The organism is Caulobacter sp. GW821-FHT09B08, assembly GCF_059418225.1.
On record NZ_JBWKPL010000012.1, the window covers coordinates 86,151 to 103,923 of the forward strand.

Below are 17,773 nucleotides of genomic sequence, written 5' to 3' on the forward strand. Positions count from 1 at the left end.
GCCTAGAACAGCACGCCCTTCTCTAGCATGCCGTGGACGCCCTTTTCGCCGTTGACCGTCTGGGTCACGCGGAAGTCCACGGCCAGGGAGCAGAACTGATAGGCCTGCACCCGCGTGAGCGAAGAGCGCGAGACGATCAGGTCGATCATGCCGCGCAGGGCCTGCTTCATGGCGAGGTCCAGGTCCTCGTCGAAGCCCAGGGTGATGAAGTGGGTCGGACTTTCGGCGCTGGGCCAGGTGCGCGCGCCGACGTCGGCGGCCTTGTGCAGCACGAAGGTGAAGGTCCCGGTCAGGCCCATCTCCAGGGCGTTGACGCAGACCTCGCCGTCGCCCTGGCGGCCATGGCCGTCGCCGGCCGAGAAGTTGGCGCCCGGAACCCAGACCGGCAGGAACAGGGTCGAGCCGGCGATCAGCTCCTTGCAGTCCATGTTGCCGCCGTGCTCGCGGGGTTCGCGGCTGGAGAGGCGTCCGTACTTGGCCGGCGGTGCGACGCCGGTGGTGCCGAAGAAGGGCCGCAGCGGCAGGGTCGGTCCCCAGGCCGGCTTGCAGGTTCCCGCTCCCGCGTCGACGGCGATGTGGCTGACATAACGCTCGGGGAACTCGTCCGGCAGGGTCCCGGCCAGCGGCCGGACAGCGCAATAGCCCCAGGTGTTGTTGGGCTCGATGGCCTCGATCCGCACCTCCAGCGTGTCGCCCGGCTCGGCGCCGGCGATGGCCACGGGGCCGGTCAGGATGTGCGGGCCGATCCGGTCGAGCTTGGCGTCGTGGATCGCCTGCAGAGCAGGCGGGATCGAAAGCCCCGAATCCGGCTCGGGCATCACCTCGGGACCGCCCGAGACGCAGTCGATCACCACCGTGTCGCCGGGCTGGACGGTCAGCACCGGATCGAAGGCCGCGTCGAAAATCCCGAAGCGCACAGTCTGCGGAGTCGAAGCCAGGTGGTGTCGCATAAAGTAAGCCCTCTATTACCAAACCCAAATGGCCCGCGCCGACGGCGACGCCCTAGCCTGGACCATCGCGGTGGGACGCGGAAGCCGCCGGCGCCCATCCGGCGGGCGCCGCGACCGCGTCACTGATGTGTGGGCGAGCGTCGAGGCGATCCGGACGGCGCGGCGCTGGCGGACACCGGATATCCCGGATATGAAGAATTTTCTTACTTGTGGAGTCCCTTCCGCATGGCGACCGATCCGGCGCTTTCGGCGTTCCTGGCCCTCGACGACGAGGCGATGGCGGCCCATGCCGACGCCCGCGCCGACGCGCTGGGCCTGTCCCTGCCGCCTGAGACGCACGCCGGGGTGATCGAGAACCTGATCCTGCTGCGCCGCCAGACCGCGACCTTCATCGCCGCGCTCGACGATGCGCCGCCCGCGCCCGAGGCTTTCGAGCCATGAGCGCCCCGAGCTCCCGCTTCGATTTCCGCTCGGCCACGACCGTCGCCGCCGACATTCGGGGCGGCAAGACCACCGCCCGCGAGGAAACCCAGGCGGCCCTAGCCCGTGCGACGAACGATCCGTTCAACGCCTATACCGCTGTCTTCGCCGAGCGCGCCCTGGCTCAGGCCGAAGCCCTCGACGCCGATCTCGCCGCCGGCCGCCCGGTCGGGCCGCTGGCCGGCGCGCCCTTCGCGGTCAAGAACCTGTTCGACGTCGAAGGCCGGACCACGATCGCCGGCTCCAAGATCCGCCGCGACGCGCCCGCCGCCGCTCACGACGCCACCGCCGTCCAACGCTTGACCGCCGCCGGGGCGGTGCTGATCGGGGCGCTGAACATGGACGAGTTCGCCTATGGCTTCGTCACCGAAAACGCCCATGACGGCCCCACCCGCAATCCGCATGACCTGACCCGCATCGCCGGCGGCTCGTCGGGCGGTTCGGCGGCCGCGGTCTCGGGCGGCCTCGTCCCCCTAACCCTGGGTTCGGACACCAACGGTTCGATCCGCATTCCCGCCGGCCTGTGCGGCGTGTTCGGCCTCAAGCCCACCCTGGGCCGCCTGTCGCGCCAGGGCGCCTTTCCCTTCGTCGAGAGCCTGGACCACGTGGGACCGTTCGCGCGGTCGGTCGCGGACCTGGCCCTCGCCTACGACCTGATGCAGGGGGCCGATCCGCTGGATCCCCTCTGCCGTCGGCCCGCCGAACCAGCCGCCCCTCGCCTGCAAGCCATGCTCGACGCGCCCCTTCGCGTCGGCGTGCTGGGCGGCTGGTTCGCGCAGGGCGCTTTCCCCGAGGTGCTGGAAGCGCTGGAGATCGTCGCCGACGCCCTGCAGGCCCGGCGCGGCGTCGAGCTGCCCGGCGCCGAGCAGGCCCGCGCCGCCGCCTTCTGCCTGACTCCCGTCGAGGCCGCCCACCTACACCTGCCCGACCTGAAGGCCCGCCCGCTGGACTACGATCCCGCCGTGCGCGACCGCCTGCTGGCCGGCGCCCTGGTTCCCGAAGCCGTGGCCGAGGCGGCGCGGCGCTATCGCCCGGTCTTCCGCGACGCGGTCCGCGAGGTTTTCGAGAACTTCGACATCCTGCTGGCCCCCGCCTCGGTCTGCCCCGCCCCCGGCATCGGCCAGGCGACCATGGAGGTGGACGGCCAACAGGTGTCGGTGCGCAAGAACCTGGGCGCCTACACCCAGCCCATCAGCTACATCGGCCTGCCGGTGGTCGCCGCCCCGGTGAACCGCCCCGGCAAGCTGCCCATCGGTGTGCAGATCATCGCCCCGGCCTGGCGCGAGGACCTGGCCCTGGCCGCCGCCCTGCGCCTGGAACAGGCAGGCGTGGTCGCCGCGTACACGCCTCCGGAGCCCACGGCATGATCATCGACGATCCCGAAACCCTGGCCGAGGTGACCGCCGCCGTCGACGCCTACGAAGTGGCGCTGATGACCAACGACGTCGAAGCCCTGGACGGCTTCTTCCGCGACGCGCCCCAGACCGTGCGCTACGGCGTGGCCGAGAACCTCTACGGCTTCGAGGCCATCGCGGCCTTTCGAATCGGTCGGGCCGGCGGGTCGCCGCAGCGTTCGCGCCTAAGGACCGAAATCACTACGTTTGGGCGAGATTTCGCAATCGCCAATGTCGAATTCCAACGCGAAGGGGCAAAACGCACCGGCCGCCAGAGCCAGACCTGGCTGCGCACCGAAATCGGCTGGAAAATCGTCTCGGCCCACGTTTCGCTGCTGCAGGACGGCGTCGACCAACGCCTTGTTCCGTAAGCGACAGATCGTCCGCCCCATGACGATAAGTAATAATCCTCTGACTTCTGATCTGCTTTTGGGCAGTCTTGTTGCGGCGTGGTCAAATAGTGACATCCCGGGCAAAAACTTCACCAAACGGCGGCGCCAGCGTCATCAAACCTTTGGATTCGCCTTCGGCATTGTGCATTGCACCCTCAAGCGCCGGGCCGTCGGCGCATGAAGGGGATACTTCAATGACCACCGCCACCAAGCTGCGCAGCCGCCTCCACCGCGGCGCCGCCCTCACCGCCCTGGCCCTGGCCGTCGGCGCCGCCGCGCCCGCCTTCGCCCAGGAAGCCTCCGTCACCCTGGACGACGTGATCGTCACCGCCCAGAAGCGCTCGGAAAACGTCCAGGACGTTCCGGTCTCGGTCGCCACCATGTCGGGCGAGAAGCTGGGCGACGTCCTGGCCGCCGGCGAGGACATCGTGGGCCTGTCGAGCCGCGTTCCGGGCCTCTACATCGAATCCTCGAACGGCCGCGCCGCCCCGCGCTTCTACATCCGCGGCCTGGGCAACGTGGACTTCGACCTGGCCGCCTCGCAGCCGGTGTCGGTGATCATCGACGACGTGGTCATGGAAAACGTCGTGCTGAAGAGCACCCCGATCTTCGACGTCCAGCAGGTTGAAATCCTGCGCGGCCCGCAAGGCACCCTGTTCGGCCGCAACACCACCGCCGGCATCGTGAAGTTCGACAGCGTCAAGCCGAGCCAGGACTTCTCGGCCATCGGCACCGCCACCTACGGCACCTACGGCACCGCCACGTTCGACGGCGGTATCGGCGGCGCGCTGGTGAAGGACGTGCTGTCGGGCCGCCTGTCGGTCTTGGCCCAGCACCGCAACGACTACATCGACAACGGCTTCAACGGCGAAAAGAACGCCCTGGGCGGCTATGACGAATACGCCATCCGCGGCCAACTGCTCTATACGCCGACCGACAAGTTCAGCGCCCTGCTGAACCTGCACAACCGCTCGCTGGACGGCACCGCCGCGATCTTCCGCGCCAACATCCTCACGACCGGCAGCAACAAGATCAACGGCAACTTCGACCGCGACAAGGTCTTCTACAACGGCGGCAACAACAACCCGCAGAAGTTCGACGGCAACGGCGCCTCGCTGAAGATGGACTACGATCTGGGCAGCACCAAGCTGACCTCGATCTCGGCCTACGAGACCACCAACGGCTACAGCCGCGGCGACATCGACGGCGGCGTGGCCGGCGTCGGCCCGGGCTTCATCCCGTTCGACTCCGCCTCGCAGGACGCCATCGACCTGGACCAGTACACCCAGGAAATCCGCCTCGCCAGCGACGACGCCTCGCCGCTGACCTGGCAGGTGGGCGCCTACTACTTCAAGTCCAAGTTCTCGGTCGCCAGCGACCCCGGCTTCGCCCCGCCCTCGACCATCGAGCACAAGAACACCGCCTGGGCCGTGTTCGGTCAGGCCTCGTACAAGTTCACCGAAGACTTCAAGGTCACCGGCGGCCTGCGCTACACCAGCGACGACAAGGACATGTCGGTGCTGAGCTCGCCGTTCGGCATCCCCGCGCCGGTCTCGGTGTCGGACGAGAAGGTCAGCTGGGACCTGTCGGCGTTCTACGACGTCGCTCCGGACGTCAGCCTCTACGCCAAGGTCGCCTCGGGCTTCCGCGGTCCGTCGATCCAGGGCCGCGACATCGCCTTCGGCAGCGCCTCCTCGATCGCCCAGTCCGAAACGATCATGTCGTATGAAGCGGGCCTGAAGAGCGAGTTCCTGGACCGCCGCGTCCGCCTGAACGGCGCGGTGTTCGCCTACACCGTCAAGGATCTGCAGCTGAGCGCCATCGGCGGCGGCAGCAACTCCAACCGCCTGATCAACGCCGACAAGGGCGAGGCCTACGGCTTCGAAGTCGACGGCGAGTGGGCGGTCAGCGAGAACCTGCTGCTGACGGCCGGCTACAGCTACAACCACACCGAAATCAAGGACGCCGACCTGACCACCGCCGCCTGCGGCTCTGGCCAGTGCACGGTCACCGATCCGGTCACCACCGGCGGCCTGGCCCTGATCAACGGCAACCCGTTCCCGAACGCGCCGAAGTCGATCCTGACCTTCACGGCCCGCTACAGCTATCCGATCGGCGACGGCGAACTGTTCGCCTACACCGACTGGTTCCGCCAGGGCTACACCAACATCTTCCTCTACGAGAGCAAGGAGTACTACACGAACGGCGACTTCGAAGGCGGCCTGAAGCTCGGCTACGCCAAGCAGGACGGCAGCTACGAGATCGCCGCGTTCGCCCGCAACATCACCAACGAGGTGAACCTGCGCGGCGGCATCGACTTCGACAACAACACCGGCTTCGTGAACGAGCCCCGCATCATCGGCATCTCGATCACCGCCAAGCGGTAATCCCAAGAAGACCCGCCCGGCCTCACCGCCGGGCGGAAGACCGAAGGATTGCCATCGTCCAGCCATGCTCCCGGCCCGCGTCGGGAGCATGGTTCGTTTCGGAGGGTCTCCCCCTCCATCCCACGATGAGATAAGTCCTTCGAATGACGACGCAAAAGATCATTTTCGACACCGATCCCGGCATCGACGACGCCATGGCGCTGCTCTTCATCGAGGCCAGCCCCGCGCTCGATCTGGTGGCCGTCACCACGGTGTTCGGCAACGCCGACATCGACACCACCACCCGCAACGCCCTCTATCTGAAGGACCGCTTCGGCCTGCAGGCCCCGGTCTTCAAGGGCACGGACAAGCCGCTGACCCGGCCTCGCAACCCCTCACCCACCTTCGTGCACGGCGAGAACGGCCTGGGCGACGTCGAGCTGACCGGCCTGGTCCCGGCGGAGCCCGAGGCCAAGCCCGCCTACCAGGCGATCATCGACCTGGCCCGCGAGAACCCCGGCGAGATCACCCTGGTCGCGGTGGGGCCGCTGACCAACCTGGCCCTGGCGCTGCAGGCCGATCCCGAGGTCGCCAAGCTGCTCAAGGGCGTGGTGATCATGGGCGGCGCCTTCGCCGTGGCCGGCAAGCCGGGCAATGTCACGCCGGTGGCCGAGGCCAACATCTGGAACGACCCCGAGGCGGCGGACCTGGTCTTCACCGCTCCCTGGTTCGTCACCGCCGTCAGCCTGGACGTCACCACCCAGGTGGTGATGAGCCCGGCCTATATGGACGATCTGGAAGCCAAGGCTGGTCCGGCCGGCGCCTTCCTCAACGCCATCTCCAAGCCCTACGCGGCCTTCTACGGCGGGCGCGACGGGATCGTCGGCTGCTGCGTGCACGACGCGGCGGCCGTGGCCTATGTGATCGATCCGTCGCTGTTCGAGGTTCGGCGTGGGTCGATCCGGGTGGTCACGGATGGGATCGCCTTGGGCCAGACCTGCCAGAAGGTCGAAGGCGAGCTGTTCGGGCCGAGCGCCTGGGACGACCAGCCGATCCAGGCGATCACCGTTGGGGTCAACGAGGCTGGGTTGTTGAAGCTGTATGCGGAGACGATGAAGGCCTGAGGCGGCTAACACTTGCCCCCTTCGGGCCTTCGGCCCTCCTTCCCCCGGAGGGGGAAGAGGATGCGGAGTTTTCGTCCTCCGCCCCCTACGGGGGCGGACAGACCGCGCAGCGGTCAGGTGGGGGCAAGTGGGCGCCCACTAACGCCGATACCGCTCCACGCCCGCCACGTACGTCCTCTCCACCACCCGGTCATCCGCCAGCACCGTCAGCGCGAACAGCCGGTCCTCCAGACTCTTCGCCGCCGGCATCCGTCGCGCCAGCAGCGGCGTGGCCGCCAGGTCCAGCACCAGGAAGTCGGCGATCTTGCCGGCCTCCAGGCTGCCGATCTCGTCCTCCAGCCCCAGGGCCCGCGCCCCGCCCAGCGTCGCCAGGTAAAGCGCATGGAACGGGTCCAGCGCCTCGCCGCGCATCTGGCCCACCTTGTAGGCCTCGCCCAGGGTGTGGAGGATCGAGAAGGTCGTCCCCGCCCCCACGTCCGTGCCGATCCCCACCTTCACGCCATGGGCGCAGGCCGTCTCCAGCGGGAACAGGCCCGAGCCCAGGAACAGGTTCGAGGTCGGGCAGAAGGCGATGGCCGAGCCCGCCCCCGCCAGTCGCTGGAAGGCGTCGCCCTGGAGGTGGACGCAGTGGGCGAAGATCGAGCGTTTCCCCACCAGGCCGAAGCGGTCGTAGACGTCCAGATAGTCCTCGGCCTCCGGGAACAGCCGGGCCGTATCGACGATCTCGCGCAGGTTCTCCGACAGGTGGGTCTGCATCCACACCGTCGGGTGCTCGGCCAGGATCTCGCCGGCCATGGTCAGCTGTTCGTCGCTGCAGCTGATCGCGAAACGCGGCGTGACGGCGTAGCCCAGGCGTCCCTTGCCGTGCCAGTTCGCGATCAGGTCCAGCATGTCGGCGCGGCTGGTCTCGACCGTGTCGGTCAGGCCCGGCGGGGCGTTGCGGTCCATCAGCGATTTGCCGGCGATGACCCGCATGTCGCGCTTCAGGGCCGAAGCGAACAGCGCCTCGACCGAGCCCTTGTGCACCGAGCCGAACACCAGGGCACTGGTCGTGCCGTTGCGCAGCAGCTCCTCGACGAAGAACTCGGCGGTCTCCTCCGCATGCGCCGGATCGGCGAAGGCGGCCTCGGCCGGGAAGGTGTGGCGCTCCAGCCAGTCCAGCAGTTGCTCGCCATGGGCGGCGATGATGTCGACCTGCGGGAAATGGATATGGGTGTCGACGAAGCCGGGGACGATCAGCTTGCCGGTCAGGTTCTCCACCGGCGTGTCGCCCAGCTCGTCGGCCAGCTTGGCGTAGTCGCCGCAGGCTGTGACGCGGCCGTCCTCGACCAGCAGCAGGCCGTCGGCGTGGAAGGCGTGCGCCTCTCCGTCGGTGGTGCTCGGGTCGGCCTCCAGATGGAGGATCGACGCCCTATAGGCTTGCAATCTTTAGTTCCTTCGAGTGTTCACGCCGAGCGGCCTCAAGCCGCAGCAGCAGGTCGGCCACCACCGAGACGGCGATCACCTCGGGGGCCTTGTTCTTCAGGTGCGGCAGGCCGATCGGGCAGGTCACGCGCCCGACGGTCCCCTCGCCGAAGCCGTCCTTGCGCAGGCGGCTGAGGAACCGGGCCTTCTTGGTGTCGGACCCGATCAGGCCCAGATAGCCGAACCCGCCGCCGGCCAGGGCCGAGGAGGTCAGGGCGTAGTCCAGATTATGGTCGTGGGTCATGATCAGGACATAGGCGTCCTGGCCCGCCCCCATGGCCGCCGCCGCCAGCTCGGCCGCCGTGCCGATGGTGACCCCGGGCAGGTCGACGGTCTCGGGCCGAGTGTCGTACCATTGAAGGCGGAACGGCAGCGGCTCGATGGCCCGCGCCACGGCCTGGCCCACGTGGCCGGCGCCGAACAGCAGCACCGGCGGACGCGGCAGATCCTGGGGCTCGACCAGTTCGTCGCCCACCGCCGGTCGCGCGCCGCGCGCCGTGGCCGGCTCGCCCGCCAGGGTGATCGGCGCGCCGTCGGGGCGCAGGGCGGTGACCGGCGCGATGGTCTTGACCAGGGCGCCGGGATTGAAGCGGGTACGGACCTCGAAGGGCTGGGCCGCGTCCAGCCGGCGCGCGGCCTCGGTCAGCCAGTCGACGGCCGTCCTGTCCAGCCGCTCGATCAGCAGCCGCACCCGGCCGCCGCAGCACTGGGCCAGCAGCGGGCCCAGCGGATAGTCCTGCAGGGCGAAATGCACGGGCGAGGCCAGCAGCTTGCGCGCCTGGTCGGCGACCTGGTGCTCCAGATTGCCGCCGCCGATGGTGCCCGCCTGCCCCTCGGCCCAGACCACCATCTTGGTCCCGGCGTCACGCGGGGCCGAGCCCTCGGTGGCCAGGATGGTGACCAGGGCGACGGGGCGGTCCTCGGCCAGGCGCGCGAGGGATTGGCGGGCCCAGTTGCTCACGACGCGGCCCGCCGCTTGACGTCTTCCACCGCCATCAGAATCCGCTCCGGTGTCGCCGGGGCGTCGAGGTCGGGGAACACCTTGTGGTCGGCCACGCTGGCCACCGCCCGGCTCACCGCCGACAGCACCGACAGCGCCAGCATCAGGGGCGGTTCGCCCACGGCCTTGGAGCGGTGGATCGTCTCCTCGACGTTCCGGCCCGCCTCCCACAGCTCGACGTTCAACACCGCCGGCCGGTCGCCGCAGGTGGGGATCTTGTAGGTCGAGGGGGCGTGGGTCAGCAGGCGGCCGTCGGCGGCGTAGACCAGCTCCTCGGTCGTCAGCCAGCCCATCCCCTGGATATAGCCGCCCTCGATCTGGCCCAGGTCGATGGCCGGGTTCAGCGAGCGCCCGGCGTCGTGCAGGATGTCGGCCCGGGTGACCTTCATCTCGCCCGTCAGGGTGTCGATCAGCACCTCACTGCAGGCCGCGCCATAGGCGTAGTAGTAGAACGGCCGGCCCGTATGGGTCTTGCGGTCGTAGTGGATCTTGGGCGTGGCGTAGAAGCCGGTCGCCGACAGCGAGACCCGGCCCAGATGCGCCTGGCGGCACAGCACGTTGAACGGCACCAGCTCGGTCCCGGCCCGCAGGCCCTCGGGCGTGAACTCGACCTCGGCCTCTTCGCAGCCCCACTTCCTGGCCGCGAACTCGACCAGCCGCGCCTTGATGGTGTTGGCCGCGTTCAGGGCCGCCATGCCGTTGAGGTCCGTGCCCGACGAGGCCGCCGTGGCCGAGGTGTTGGGCACCTTGTCGGTGACGGTGGAGGTCACCTTCACCTGGTCGACCGGCACCTTGAAGGCCTCGGCGACGATCTGGGCCACCTTGACGAACAGCCCCTGCCCCATCTCGGTGCCGCCGTGGTTCAGCAGGATCGAGCCGTCGGCATAGAGGTGGATCAGGGCCCCGGCCTGGTTCAGGTGGGTGGTGGTGAACGAGATGCCGAACTTCACCGGCGTCAGGGCCAGGCCCTTCTTCAGGATCGGGCTGCCGGCGTTGAAGGCGTCGATGTCGCGCTGGCGAGCCTCGTAGTCGCAGGAGGCGGCCAGTTGGGCCAGCAGCTGCGGCGCGACGTTGTCTTCCACAGTCTGGCCGTAGGGCGTCAGGTTCCGGCCCTCGCCGCCATAGAGGTTGCGGCGGCGCACCTCCAGCGGGTCCAGACCCATGGCCTGGGCGACGGCGTCCATCACGTGCTCGATGGCGGCCATGCCCTGCGGCCCGCCGAAACCCCGGAAGGCGGTGTTGGACACCGTGTGGGTCTTGAAGCGGTGCGAGACGATCTCGACGGCCGGCAGGAAGTAGCAGTTGTCGGCGTGGAACATGGCCCGGTCGTTGATGGCCATCGACAGGTCGGTGCTGCAGCCGCAGCGCGACGCCAGTTCCAGCTTCAGGCCCGTCAGCCGGCCCTCGTCGTCGAAGCCGACGTCGTAGCCGACCTCGAAGTCGTGCCGCTTGCCGGTCATGACCATGTCCTCGTCCCGGTCGGGACGGGCCTTGGCCGGACGGCCGGTCTTGACCGCCACCAGGGCGGCGGCGGCGGCGAACAGCGAGGCCTGGGTCTCCTTGCCCCCAAACCCGCCGCCCATCCGGCGCACCTCGACGGTCACCGCGCTGCTGGGCACGGCCAGCACGTGGGCCACCAGGTGCTGGACCTCGCTGGGATGCTGGGTGGACGACCAGACGTGGACATCGCCGCCTTCCCGGGGCGTGGCCAGGGCCACCTGGCCCTCGAGGTAGAAATGGTCCTGGCCGCCGATGGCGAAGCCGCCTTGCAGACGCCGGGGCGAGGCCGCCAGGGCGGCCGCCGCGTCGCCGCGCGCCATGCGCTGGCTGGCCTCGATCTTCAGGTCGGCGGCGCGGGCGGCGGCGATGTCGATGGCGGCCGGCAGGTCCTCGTATTCGATCACCGCCTTGGCGGCGGCGGCGCGGGCGGCGGCGATGGAGGTGGCGGCCACGGCGAACAGGCTCTGGCCCACGCAAACCACCTCGCCGTCGGCGAACAGCTTGTCGTCGTGGATCACCGGGCTGACGTCGTTCTCGCCGGGGATATCGGCCGCCGTCAGAACGATCACAACGCCGGGCGAGGCGCGCACGGCCGACAGGTCCATCGACACGATCCGCGCGTGCGCCTTCTTGCTCATGCCCAGATGGACATGCAGCGTGCCGGGCGGCTCGGGAATGTCGTCGACATAGATCGCCGTGCCCGAGACATGGCGCAGGGCGCTGTCGTGCGGCAGCGAGGCGTGGACGCCCTGGAAGACGACAGGCTCGATCACCGTGGTTCCGGAATCAGCCATGCGCGGCCTCCGGCACGCGGGTCGCCACCTCCGGCTGGGCGGACTCGATGAAGACCTTGCGCAGCATGTTGCCGGCCGCCAGGGCGCGATAGGCCGCCGAGGCGCGGGCGTCGCTGAGGGGCGTGAAATCGCCCGCCAGGGCCTTCACGGCCTCGTCGATGGTGGACGGTTTCCAGGGCTCGCCGATCAACCGATCCTCGCAGGCCGTGGCCCGCTTGGGCGTGCCGGCCATGCCGCCGAAGGCGATGCGGGCCGAAGCCACGACGCCGTCGCGAACCTCGATGGCGAAAGCTCCACAGACGGCCGAGATGTCCTGGTCGAAGCGCTTGGACAGCTTGTAGACCTTGAAGATCGTCTCGGGCTTCGGCTCGGGCACAATCACCGCCTCGACGAACTCGCCGGGCCGGCGGTCCTGCTTGCCATAGGCCAGGAAGAAATCCTCCAGCGGGATCGTGCGCCGCGCGTTCCACTGGCGCAGCACCAGCTGGGCGCCCGCCGCGATCAGGGCCGGCGGCATGTCGCCGATGGGCGAGCCGTTGGCGATGTTGCCGCCGATCGTACCGCTGTTGCGCACCTGGGTGGACCCCAGCCGCCGCATCATCCTGCCGAGGTCGGGATAGAGCCCCGCCAGCGTCTCCAGGGCGTCGACATAGCGTACGCCCGCGCCGATCCGCACGCCGCCGTCCTCGTGGACAAGGGTCTTCAGTTCACCCACCCGGCCGATGTCTATCAGGGTCTTCAGCGGCTTGCGCAGCTTGGTCACCCACAGGCCGATGTCGGTCGCCCCGGCCACGAGGGTCGCGTCGGGATGGGCGGCATAGGTCTGGGCCAGCTCGTCGACGCTTTGGGGCGCGAACCAGCGTCGCGTGACGCCGGCCACGACATCCCGGTGCTCCAGCTCCAGCATCGTCTCGCGCCGCAGCGCCAGGAGGCCCTCGGACACGTCGGGCGCGGCCTCGCTGGGAATGTCACCCGCCGCCGCGATGATCGCGCCATAGCCCGTGCAGCGGCACAGGTTGCCGGCCAGCACCTCGTCGACCGGCGCGTCCGTCCCCTTGGCCGCCACGGCCCGGCCGTACAGCGACATGACGATGCCCGGCGTGCAGAAGCCGCACTGCGAGCCGTGATGCTCGACCATGGCCGCCTGGACGGGATGGGGCTTGTCGGAAGCCAGGCCTTCGACGCTGATCAAGGCCTTGCCGTCCAGCATGGGCACGAACTGGATGCAGCTGTTGACCGCGCGCCACGCGGTGTCGCCCTGCCCGTCCAGCTCGCCCACCAGCACGGTGCACGAGCCGCAGTCGCCCTCGGCGCAGCCTTCCTTGGTCCCGGTGCGCCGCAGGTCGCCGCGCAGATGTTCCAGCAGGGTGCGGGTAGGATCGACGCCCTTGGCCTCGACCACCTCGCCGTTCAGCAGGAAGCGGACGGTTCCGGCCATCAGCTGCCCCGGTAGGTGGAATAGGCGAACGGCGAGACCAGCAGCGGCACGTGATAGTGCTGGGCCGTATCGGCCACCGCGAAGTCTATCGTCACCACGTCCAGGAACGGCGGATCGCTCAGGCTCGCGCCCGAAGCCTTGAAATAGTCGGCCACGGCGAATTCCAGCCGGTAGCCGCCGGGGGTCAGGTCCTGCCCCTCGATCAGCCGCGCCCGGCCGTCGGCGTCGGTGCGCACCTGGCCCAGCAGGCCGAAGACGCCGTCGCGCCGCGTCGAGACCCGCACGACCACCCCCGCCGCCGGACGCCCCGCGGCGGTGTCGAGGATATGGGTGGTCAGGCCGCTCATGCTGTCGTCGTTCCTCGTTCGGGGGCCGTTCCAGACCCAGGGGCTCACGGACGATGCTGGAACCGCCTCGCCCGCAAGTCCAGTCCGGCGCGCCCGGCTCGCGCGGAAGACCCGCGACCGCCCGGGACCCAGGCGTCCGGCGCCCGTCGCTTGGGCGTTATATAAGTCTTTTATTACTTATGGAGCCATCCTCGATCGCTCGTCAGGCGCCCTGATGCGCAAAAAACGCCGAAACCCTTGGCGTAAGGTTGGAAATGCCGCGCCAACACCGGTAGCTAGGCCCTGACGGGTCGCAGTCGACACAAGACGACCCGCGCCGCTTGCACCTTGCGCAGACCGAGGAACGACCGATGGACGAGGATTTCCGTAAAGCCGCCCTGGACTATCACCGTCTGCCGCGGCCCGGAAAGCTGGCCATCGAGGCCACCAAGCGGATGGCCACCCAGCGGGACCTGGGGCTGGCCTATTCGCCGGGCGTGGCCGCCCCCTGCGAGGCCATCGCCGCCGATCCCGACTGCGCCCGCGACTACACCGCCCGCGGCAACCTGGTGGCCGTGATCTCCAACGGCACCGCCGTGCTGGGCCTGGGCAATATCGGCCCGCTGGCGTCCAAGCCGGTGATGGAAGGCAAGGCGGTGCTCTTCAAGAAGTTCGCCGGCATCGACGTGTTCGACCTGGAGGTCGACGCCGAGGATCCCGACCGCTTCATCGAGGTGGTCGCGGCCCTGGAGCCCACCTTCGGCGGCATCAATCTAGAGGACATCAAGGCTCCGGAATGCTTCGTCATCGAGCGCAAGCTGCGCGAGCGGATGAACATCCCGGTCTTCCACGACGACCAGCACGGCACCGCCATCGTCTGCGCCGCCGCCGTCCGCAACGCCCTGGTGGTGCAGGGCAAGACCCTCAAGGACGTCAAGCTGGTCACCTCGGGCGCCGGCGCGGCGGCTCTCGCCTGCGTGGACCTGCTGGTCTCCATGGGCCTGCCCGTGGAGAACGTGACCCTGACCGACATCAAGGGCGTGGTCTATGCCGGCCGCGAGCCCGACATGCCCGACAACATGGCCCGCTACGCCCGGCCGACCGACGCGCGCACCCTGCCCGACGTGCTGCCCGGCGCCGACATCTTCCTGGGCCTTTCGGCGCCCCGCGTCTTCAAGGCCGAGTGGTTGCCGCTGCTGGCGCCCAATCCGCTGATCCTGGCCATGGCCAATCCCGAGCCGGAGATCCTGCCCGAGCTCGTCGTCGCCCAGCGCCCCGACGCCATCATGGCCACCGGCCGCAGCGACTATCCCAACCAGGTCAACAACGTCCTGTGCTTCCCCTTCATCTTCCGGGGCGCGCTGGACGTCGGCGCTTCGGAGATCAACGAGGCCATGAAGGTGGCGGCCGTCGAGGCCATCGCCGAACTGGCCCGGGCCGAAGCCTCGGAAGTGGTGGCCAGCGCCTATGGCGGCGTCGCCCCGATGTTTGGCGCGCAGTACATCATTCCCAAGCCCTTCGACCCGCGCCTGATCCTGCAGATCGCCCCGGCCGTGGCCCGCGCGGCCATGGACAGCGGCGTGGCCACTCGCCCCATCGCCGACTTCGACGCCTATCGCCAGGAGCTGGAGCTGTTCGTCTACCGCTCGGGCCAGCTGATGCGGCCGGTGTTCGAGCGGGCCCGCAAGGCGACCAAGGCGGCCAAGGAGTCGGGTGGCGTGCGCGTCGCCTATGCCGAGGCCGAGGACGAGCGCGTGCTGCGCGCGGTCCAGACCGTGCTGGACGAGGGCCTGTGCAAACCGGTGCTGATCGGCCGCCGCGAGGCGATCACCGCCAAGGCCGAGCAGATGGGCCTGCGGTTCGGCGAGCGCGTCGAGATCCTCGATCCCTCGGCCGACCGCGAGCTCTTCGCCCCGCTGGTCGAGCGCTATCAGGGCCTGGTCAACCGGCGCGGCGTGCCGCCCCTGGCCGCCGAGCGCCGGGTGGCCAACCGCCGCACGGTGGCCGCTTCCATGCTGCTGCAGGCCGGCCATGTCGACGCGGCCCTGGTGGGCGGCAGCGGCGACTGGTGGCAGCACATGACCTATGTCCTGCCGATTATCCCCAAGCGCGAGAACGTCGGCCGCATCTACGCCCTGTCGGCCCTGATCCTCGACAACGGCACGCTGTTCTTCTGCGACACCCACGTCAATGTCGACCCGACCGCCGAACAGGTGGCCGAGATGACCCTGCTGGCGGCGGAATCGGTGCGCCGCTTCGGCCTGACGCCCAAGGCGGCCCTGCTCTCGCACTCCAGCTTCGGCGCCTCGAACTCGCCGACCGCGCGCAAGATGCGCGACGCCCTGGCCCTGGTGCGCGAGCGCGCGCCGGAACTTGAGGTCGACGGCGAGATGCACGCCGACGCCGCCCTCTCCCAGGCCCTGCGCGACCGCCTGGTGCACGACAGCGCCCTGAAGGGCTCGGCCAATCTCCTGGTCATGCCCACCCTGGACGCGGCCAATATCGCCCTGACCCTGCTTAGCGCCGCCACCGAGGGCCTGCTGGTCGGTCCCGTCCTGCTGGGCATGAGCCGCCCGGTCCACGTGCTGACGCCCAGCGTCACCGCGCGCGGCATCGCCAACATGACCGCCATCGCCGTCAACCAGGCCGCCGTCGAGCGCGAGGGGCGGAAGGGCTAGGTCGGCCCGGCGGCCAGGCGCTCGAACGCCGCCGTCACCACAGGTCCGGGTCCCGTCGCCGCGTCGCTCCAGACGGCGCAGGCGCGGCCGCCCCGCCCGTAGACGGCGATGTCGCTGCCCGGCCCGCCACCGGTGTGGCCCATCGGATGGGCCCACGGGTCATGCGCCCATTGCATCAGGCCCAGGCCGTAGGCCGGATCGGGATAGAGGGCGTCGCGATGCTCGGGCAGCGCCCGCCCCTGGGTCATCCGCGCCAGGGTTTCGGGGCGCAGCAAGACGCCGGTCAGCAGGGCACGCAGCAGGCGGGCGGCGTCGATCGCCTCGCCGACCACCAAGCCGTGATAGACCCAGCCCGGGTGATAGCCGGCGGCCGCGCCCATGCTCACCTCGGCCAGATCCTCCGGCCTGGTCGCCAGCCGCGCGGTCGCCAGGCCCGCCGGCGCGAACACCAGGTCGGCCAGGGCGCCCGCCAGGTCGCGGCCCGAAGCCGCCTCCACCAGGCGCCCCACCTGCAGATAGCCGATGTTGGAATAGGCCCAGCCTTGGCCGGGTTCATAACGCGGACGATCGGCCTCGACCGCCGCCAGCAGGCGCTCGACCGGCCAGGGCAGCCGTCCCGCCGCCACGTCCTGGTGATAGCGCGCCAAGCCGCCATAGTCCGGCAGGCCCGCCTCGTGCCGCAGCAACTGCGCCAGGCTGTAGGGCGGGCCGGCGAGCGGCGCATCCAGCGCCAGGTCTCCGCGCTCGACCAAGCGTAACGCGGCGATGGCCAGCACCGTCTTGGTGAAACTCCACCACGGCACCGGCCCGACGATCCCTTCCACTATCGCTTGGCCCATCGCGTCGACGAAGGCTACGGCTTGCATGGACGCTCTCCGCCGGTCGGAAGGGACGATTTCGAACGCGAAAAGGCCCCGCAGAAGCTCCCGCTCCGTCTCTGCGACGGAGGAGGAGCCCCGGCGGGGCCCGATTTTCGTCCTTCAGGAGGCGATCGGGCGCTCCGCGCCCGGATCGATCCTTAGAGGATGCGCAGGTTGCCGGCCGAGGTCTTGCCCGAGCGGCGATCCTGTTCCAGTTCGTAGCCGACTTGCTGGCCTTCGTTCAGGCCACGCAGGCCGGCGCGCTCGACGGCCGAGATGTGCACGAAGATGTCGCCGCCGCCGTTGTCCGGCTGGATGAAGCCGAAGCCCTTGGTGCTGTTGAACCACTTCACCACGCCGGTGCCGGCTTCGCCGGCGCCGCCGCCACCACCATAGCCGCCGCCGCGCGGAGCGTCATAGCCGCCACGCGAGCCACCGCCGCCACCGAAGTCGCGGGCCGGACGGCGCGGAGCCGACGGAGCGGCGCCTTGGCCGGTCACGCGCAGATTGCCGGCCGAGGTCTTGCCCGAGCGGCGATCCTCTTCCAGCTCGTAAGCCACCTGGTCACCTTCGTTCAGGCCCGACAGGCCCGAGCGTTCAACCGCGGCGATGTGGACGAACACGTCCTGGCCGCCGTCCTCGGGCTGAATGAAACCAAAGCCCTTGGCCGGGTTGAACCACTTAACGACACCGTTCGCCATCTTATCCTCAAAACCTCATTCAGCGGGCCAGTTGCCGACCCGCGTCCTTCCATCCTGCTCTCATGACGCAAATCCGAGGAACGCGCTACGGGGTTTCATTGCAGAATCTCAAGCCAAGGCCGGTCCGGGCGATAAATTTTCGCGTGACACGGGTCGATAGCGGCCGAAACGCCACCGGAAGTGGCATTCGCGCCACACGTCGGCATGCGTTCAGAAGCTTCGCTTTGGGGTCTTGGGTGCGGGGACAGGATTTGAACCTGTGACCTTCAGGTTATGAGCCTGACGAGCTACCGGGCTGCTCCACCC

15 protein-coding genes and 1 pseudogene are annotated in these 17,773 nt (G+C 69.3%); 6 read left to right on the forward strand and 10 right to left on the reverse strand.

Features of this window, described 5'->3' with window-relative positions; genetic code table 11:
- Window positions 1–2 precede the first annotated feature (2 nt).
- Entirely contained in the window at window positions 3–950 is a 948-nt protein-coding gene (locus AC07OA_RS24315; RefSeq protein WP_494666411.1) for an acetamidase/formamidase family protein, read from the reverse strand.
- A 225-nt stretch (window positions 951–1,175) separates the two neighbouring features.
- On the opposite strand from AC07OA_RS24315, the gene AC07OA_RS24320 reads away from it, so the two are divergent.
- Genes AC07OA_RS24320 through hpxZ form a run of 3 tightly spaced genes read left to right on the forward strand, consistent with a single transcriptional unit; the run spans window position 1,176 to window position 3,195 of the window.
- The gene (locus tag AC07OA_RS24320; RefSeq protein ID WP_494666412.1) at window positions 1,176–1,391 is read left to right on the forward strand and encodes an AtzG-like protein; all 216 of its coding nucleotides are present in this window, start codon (window positions 1,176–1,178) and stop codon (window positions 1,389–1,391) included.
- Window positions 1,388–2,797, forward strand: a complete 1,410-nt coding sequence (locus AC07OA_RS24325; RefSeq protein WP_494666413.1) for an AtzE family amidohydrolase — start codon at window positions 1,388–1,390, stop codon at window positions 2,795–2,797. The genes AC07OA_RS24320 and AC07OA_RS24325 overlap by 4 nt, the downstream gene beginning before the upstream one ends.
- Entirely contained in the window at window positions 2,794–3,195 is a 402-nt protein-coding gene (hpxZ, locus tag AC07OA_RS24330; protein WP_494666414.1) for an oxalurate catabolism protein HpxZ, read from the forward strand. Before AC07OA_RS24325 ends, hpxZ begins: the two co-directional genes overlap by 4 nt.
- An 82-nt stretch (window positions 3,196–3,277) precedes the next feature.
- On the opposite strand, the gene AC07OA_RS24335 is transcribed toward hpxZ, so the two are convergent.
- Window positions 3,278–3,427: a hypothetical protein gene (locus AC07OA_RS24335; RefSeq protein WP_494666415.1), complete on the reverse strand. Its 150-nt coding sequence runs from the start codon at window positions 3,425–3,427 to the stop codon at window positions 3,278–3,280.
- Between AC07OA_RS24335 and AC07OA_RS24340 the strand changes: the two genes are divergently transcribed.
- Together AC07OA_RS24340 and AC07OA_RS24345 are read left to right on the forward strand one after the other, a co-directional pair.
- Window positions 3,411–5,603: a TonB-dependent receptor gene (locus AC07OA_RS24340; RefSeq protein ID WP_494666416.1), complete on the forward strand. Its 2,193-nt coding sequence runs from the start codon at window positions 3,411–3,413 to the stop codon at window positions 5,601–5,603. The two genes, AC07OA_RS24335 and AC07OA_RS24340, sit on opposite strands and share 17 nt — an antisense overlap.
- Before the next feature lie 143 nt (window positions 5,604–5,746).
- On the forward strand, window positions 5,747–6,706 hold the full coding sequence (locus AC07OA_RS24345) for a nucleoside hydrolase (protein WP_494666417.1): 960 nt from the start codon (window positions 5,747–5,749) through the stop codon (window positions 6,704–6,706).
- Between the two features lie 138 nt (window positions 6,707–6,844).
- On the opposite strand, the gene guaD is transcribed toward AC07OA_RS24345, so the two are convergent.
- Genes guaD through uraH form a run of 5 tightly spaced genes read right to left on the reverse strand, consistent with a single transcriptional unit; the run spans window position 6,845 to window position 13,249 of the window.
- Window positions 6,845–8,131 carry a guanine deaminase gene (gene guaD, locus AC07OA_RS24350; protein ID WP_494666418.1) on the reverse strand — a complete coding sequence of 429 codons (1,287 nt, stop codon included), beginning with the start codon at window positions 8,129–8,131 and terminating at the stop codon, window positions 6,845–6,847.
- A complete protein-coding gene (gene xdhC / locus AC07OA_RS24355; protein WP_494666419.1) occupies window positions 8,118–9,131 on the reverse strand; it encodes a xanthine dehydrogenase accessory protein XdhC in 1,014 nt (337 codons plus the stop codon). Before xdhC ends, guaD begins: the two co-directional genes overlap by 14 nt.
- A complete protein-coding gene (xdhB, locus tag AC07OA_RS24360) occupies window positions 9,128–11,464 on the reverse strand; it encodes a xanthine dehydrogenase molybdopterin binding subunit (protein WP_494666420.1) in 2,337 nt (778 codons plus the stop codon). The genes xdhC and xdhB overlap by 4 nt, the downstream gene beginning before the upstream one ends.
- Window positions 11,457–12,902 carry a xanthine dehydrogenase small subunit gene (gene xdhA / locus AC07OA_RS24365; protein ID WP_494666421.1) on the reverse strand — a complete coding sequence of 482 codons (1,446 nt, stop codon included), beginning with the start codon at window positions 12,900–12,902 and terminating at the stop codon, window positions 11,457–11,459. The genes xdhB and xdhA overlap by 8 nt, the downstream gene beginning before the upstream one ends.
- Entirely contained in the window at window positions 12,902–13,249 is a 348-nt protein-coding gene (gene uraH / locus AC07OA_RS24370; RefSeq protein WP_494666422.1) for a hydroxyisourate hydrolase, read from the reverse strand. Before uraH ends, xdhA begins: the two co-directional genes overlap by 1 nt.
- Window positions 13,250–13,599: 350 nt before the next feature.
- Between uraH and AC07OA_RS24375 the strand changes: the two genes are divergently transcribed.
- Entirely contained in the window at window positions 13,600–15,906 is a 2,307-nt protein-coding gene (locus tag AC07OA_RS24375) for an NADP-dependent malic enzyme (RefSeq protein ID WP_494666423.1), read from the forward strand.
- On the opposite strand, the gene AC07OA_RS24380 is transcribed toward AC07OA_RS24375, so the two are convergent.
- The 3 genes and pseudogenes from AC07OA_RS24380 to AC07OA_RS24390 all read right to left on the reverse strand — a co-directional run.
- Complete coding sequence (locus tag AC07OA_RS24380; protein WP_494666424.1) at window positions 15,903–16,772, reverse strand: serine hydrolase domain-containing protein; 870 nt, start codon at window positions 16,770–16,772, stop codon at window positions 15,903–15,905. The two genes, AC07OA_RS24375 and AC07OA_RS24380, sit on opposite strands and share 4 nt — an antisense overlap.
- A gap of 152 nt (window positions 16,773–16,924) precedes the next feature.
- On the reverse strand, window positions 16,925–17,122 hold the full coding sequence (locus tag AC07OA_RS24385; RefSeq protein WP_026171987.1) for a cold-shock protein: 198 nt from the start codon (window positions 17,120–17,122) through the stop codon (window positions 16,925–16,927).
- 141 nt (window positions 17,123–17,263) lie between these two features.
- Window positions 17,264–17,467, reverse strand: a pseudogene (locus AC07OA_RS24390) (cold-shock protein); the annotation flags it as partial.
- Window positions 17,468–17,773 lie beyond the last annotated feature (306 nt).

Bases quoted from the DNA above. Each gene is read 5' to 3' on its own strand.
- AC07OA_RS24315 (WP_494666411.1), bottom strand. From the start codon at position 950: ATGCGACACCACCTGGCTTCGACTCCGCAGACTGTGCGCTTCGGGATT.
- AC07OA_RS24320 (WP_494666412.1), top strand. From the start codon at position 1,176: ATGGCGACCGATCCGGCGCTTTCGGCGTTCCTGGCCCTCGACGACGAG.
- AC07OA_RS24325 (WP_494666413.1), top strand. From the start codon at position 1,388: ATGAGCGCCCCGAGCTCCCGCTTCGATTTCCGCTCGGCCACGACCGTC.
- hpxZ (WP_494666414.1), top strand. From the start codon at position 2,794: ATGATCATCGACGATCCCGAAACCCTGGCCGAGGTGACCGCCGCCGTC.
- AC07OA_RS24340 (WP_494666416.1), top strand. From the start codon at position 3,411: ATGACCACCGCCACCAAGCTGCGCAGCCGCCTCCACCGCGGCGCCGCC.
- AC07OA_RS24345 (WP_494666417.1), top strand. From the start codon at position 5,747: ATGACGACGCAAAAGATCATTTTCGACACCGATCCCGGCATCGACGAC.
- xdhB (WP_494666420.1), bottom strand. From the start codon at position 11,464: ATGGCTGATTCCGGAACCACGGTGATCGAGCCTGTCGTCTTCCAGGGC.
- xdhA (WP_494666421.1), bottom strand. From the start codon at position 12,902: ATGGCCGGAACCGTCCGCTTCCTGCTGAACGGCGAGGTGGTCGAGGCC.
- uraH (WP_494666422.1), bottom strand. From the start codon at position 13,249: ATGAGCGGCCTGACCACCCATATCCTCGACACCGCCGCGGGGCGTCCG.
- AC07OA_RS24375 (WP_494666423.1), top strand. From the start codon at position 13,600: ATGGACGAGGATTTCCGTAAAGCCGCCCTGGACTATCACCGTCTGCCG.
- AC07OA_RS24380 (WP_494666424.1), bottom strand. From the start codon at position 16,772: ATGCAAGCCGTAGCCTTCGTCGACGCGATGGGCCAAGCGATAGTGGAA.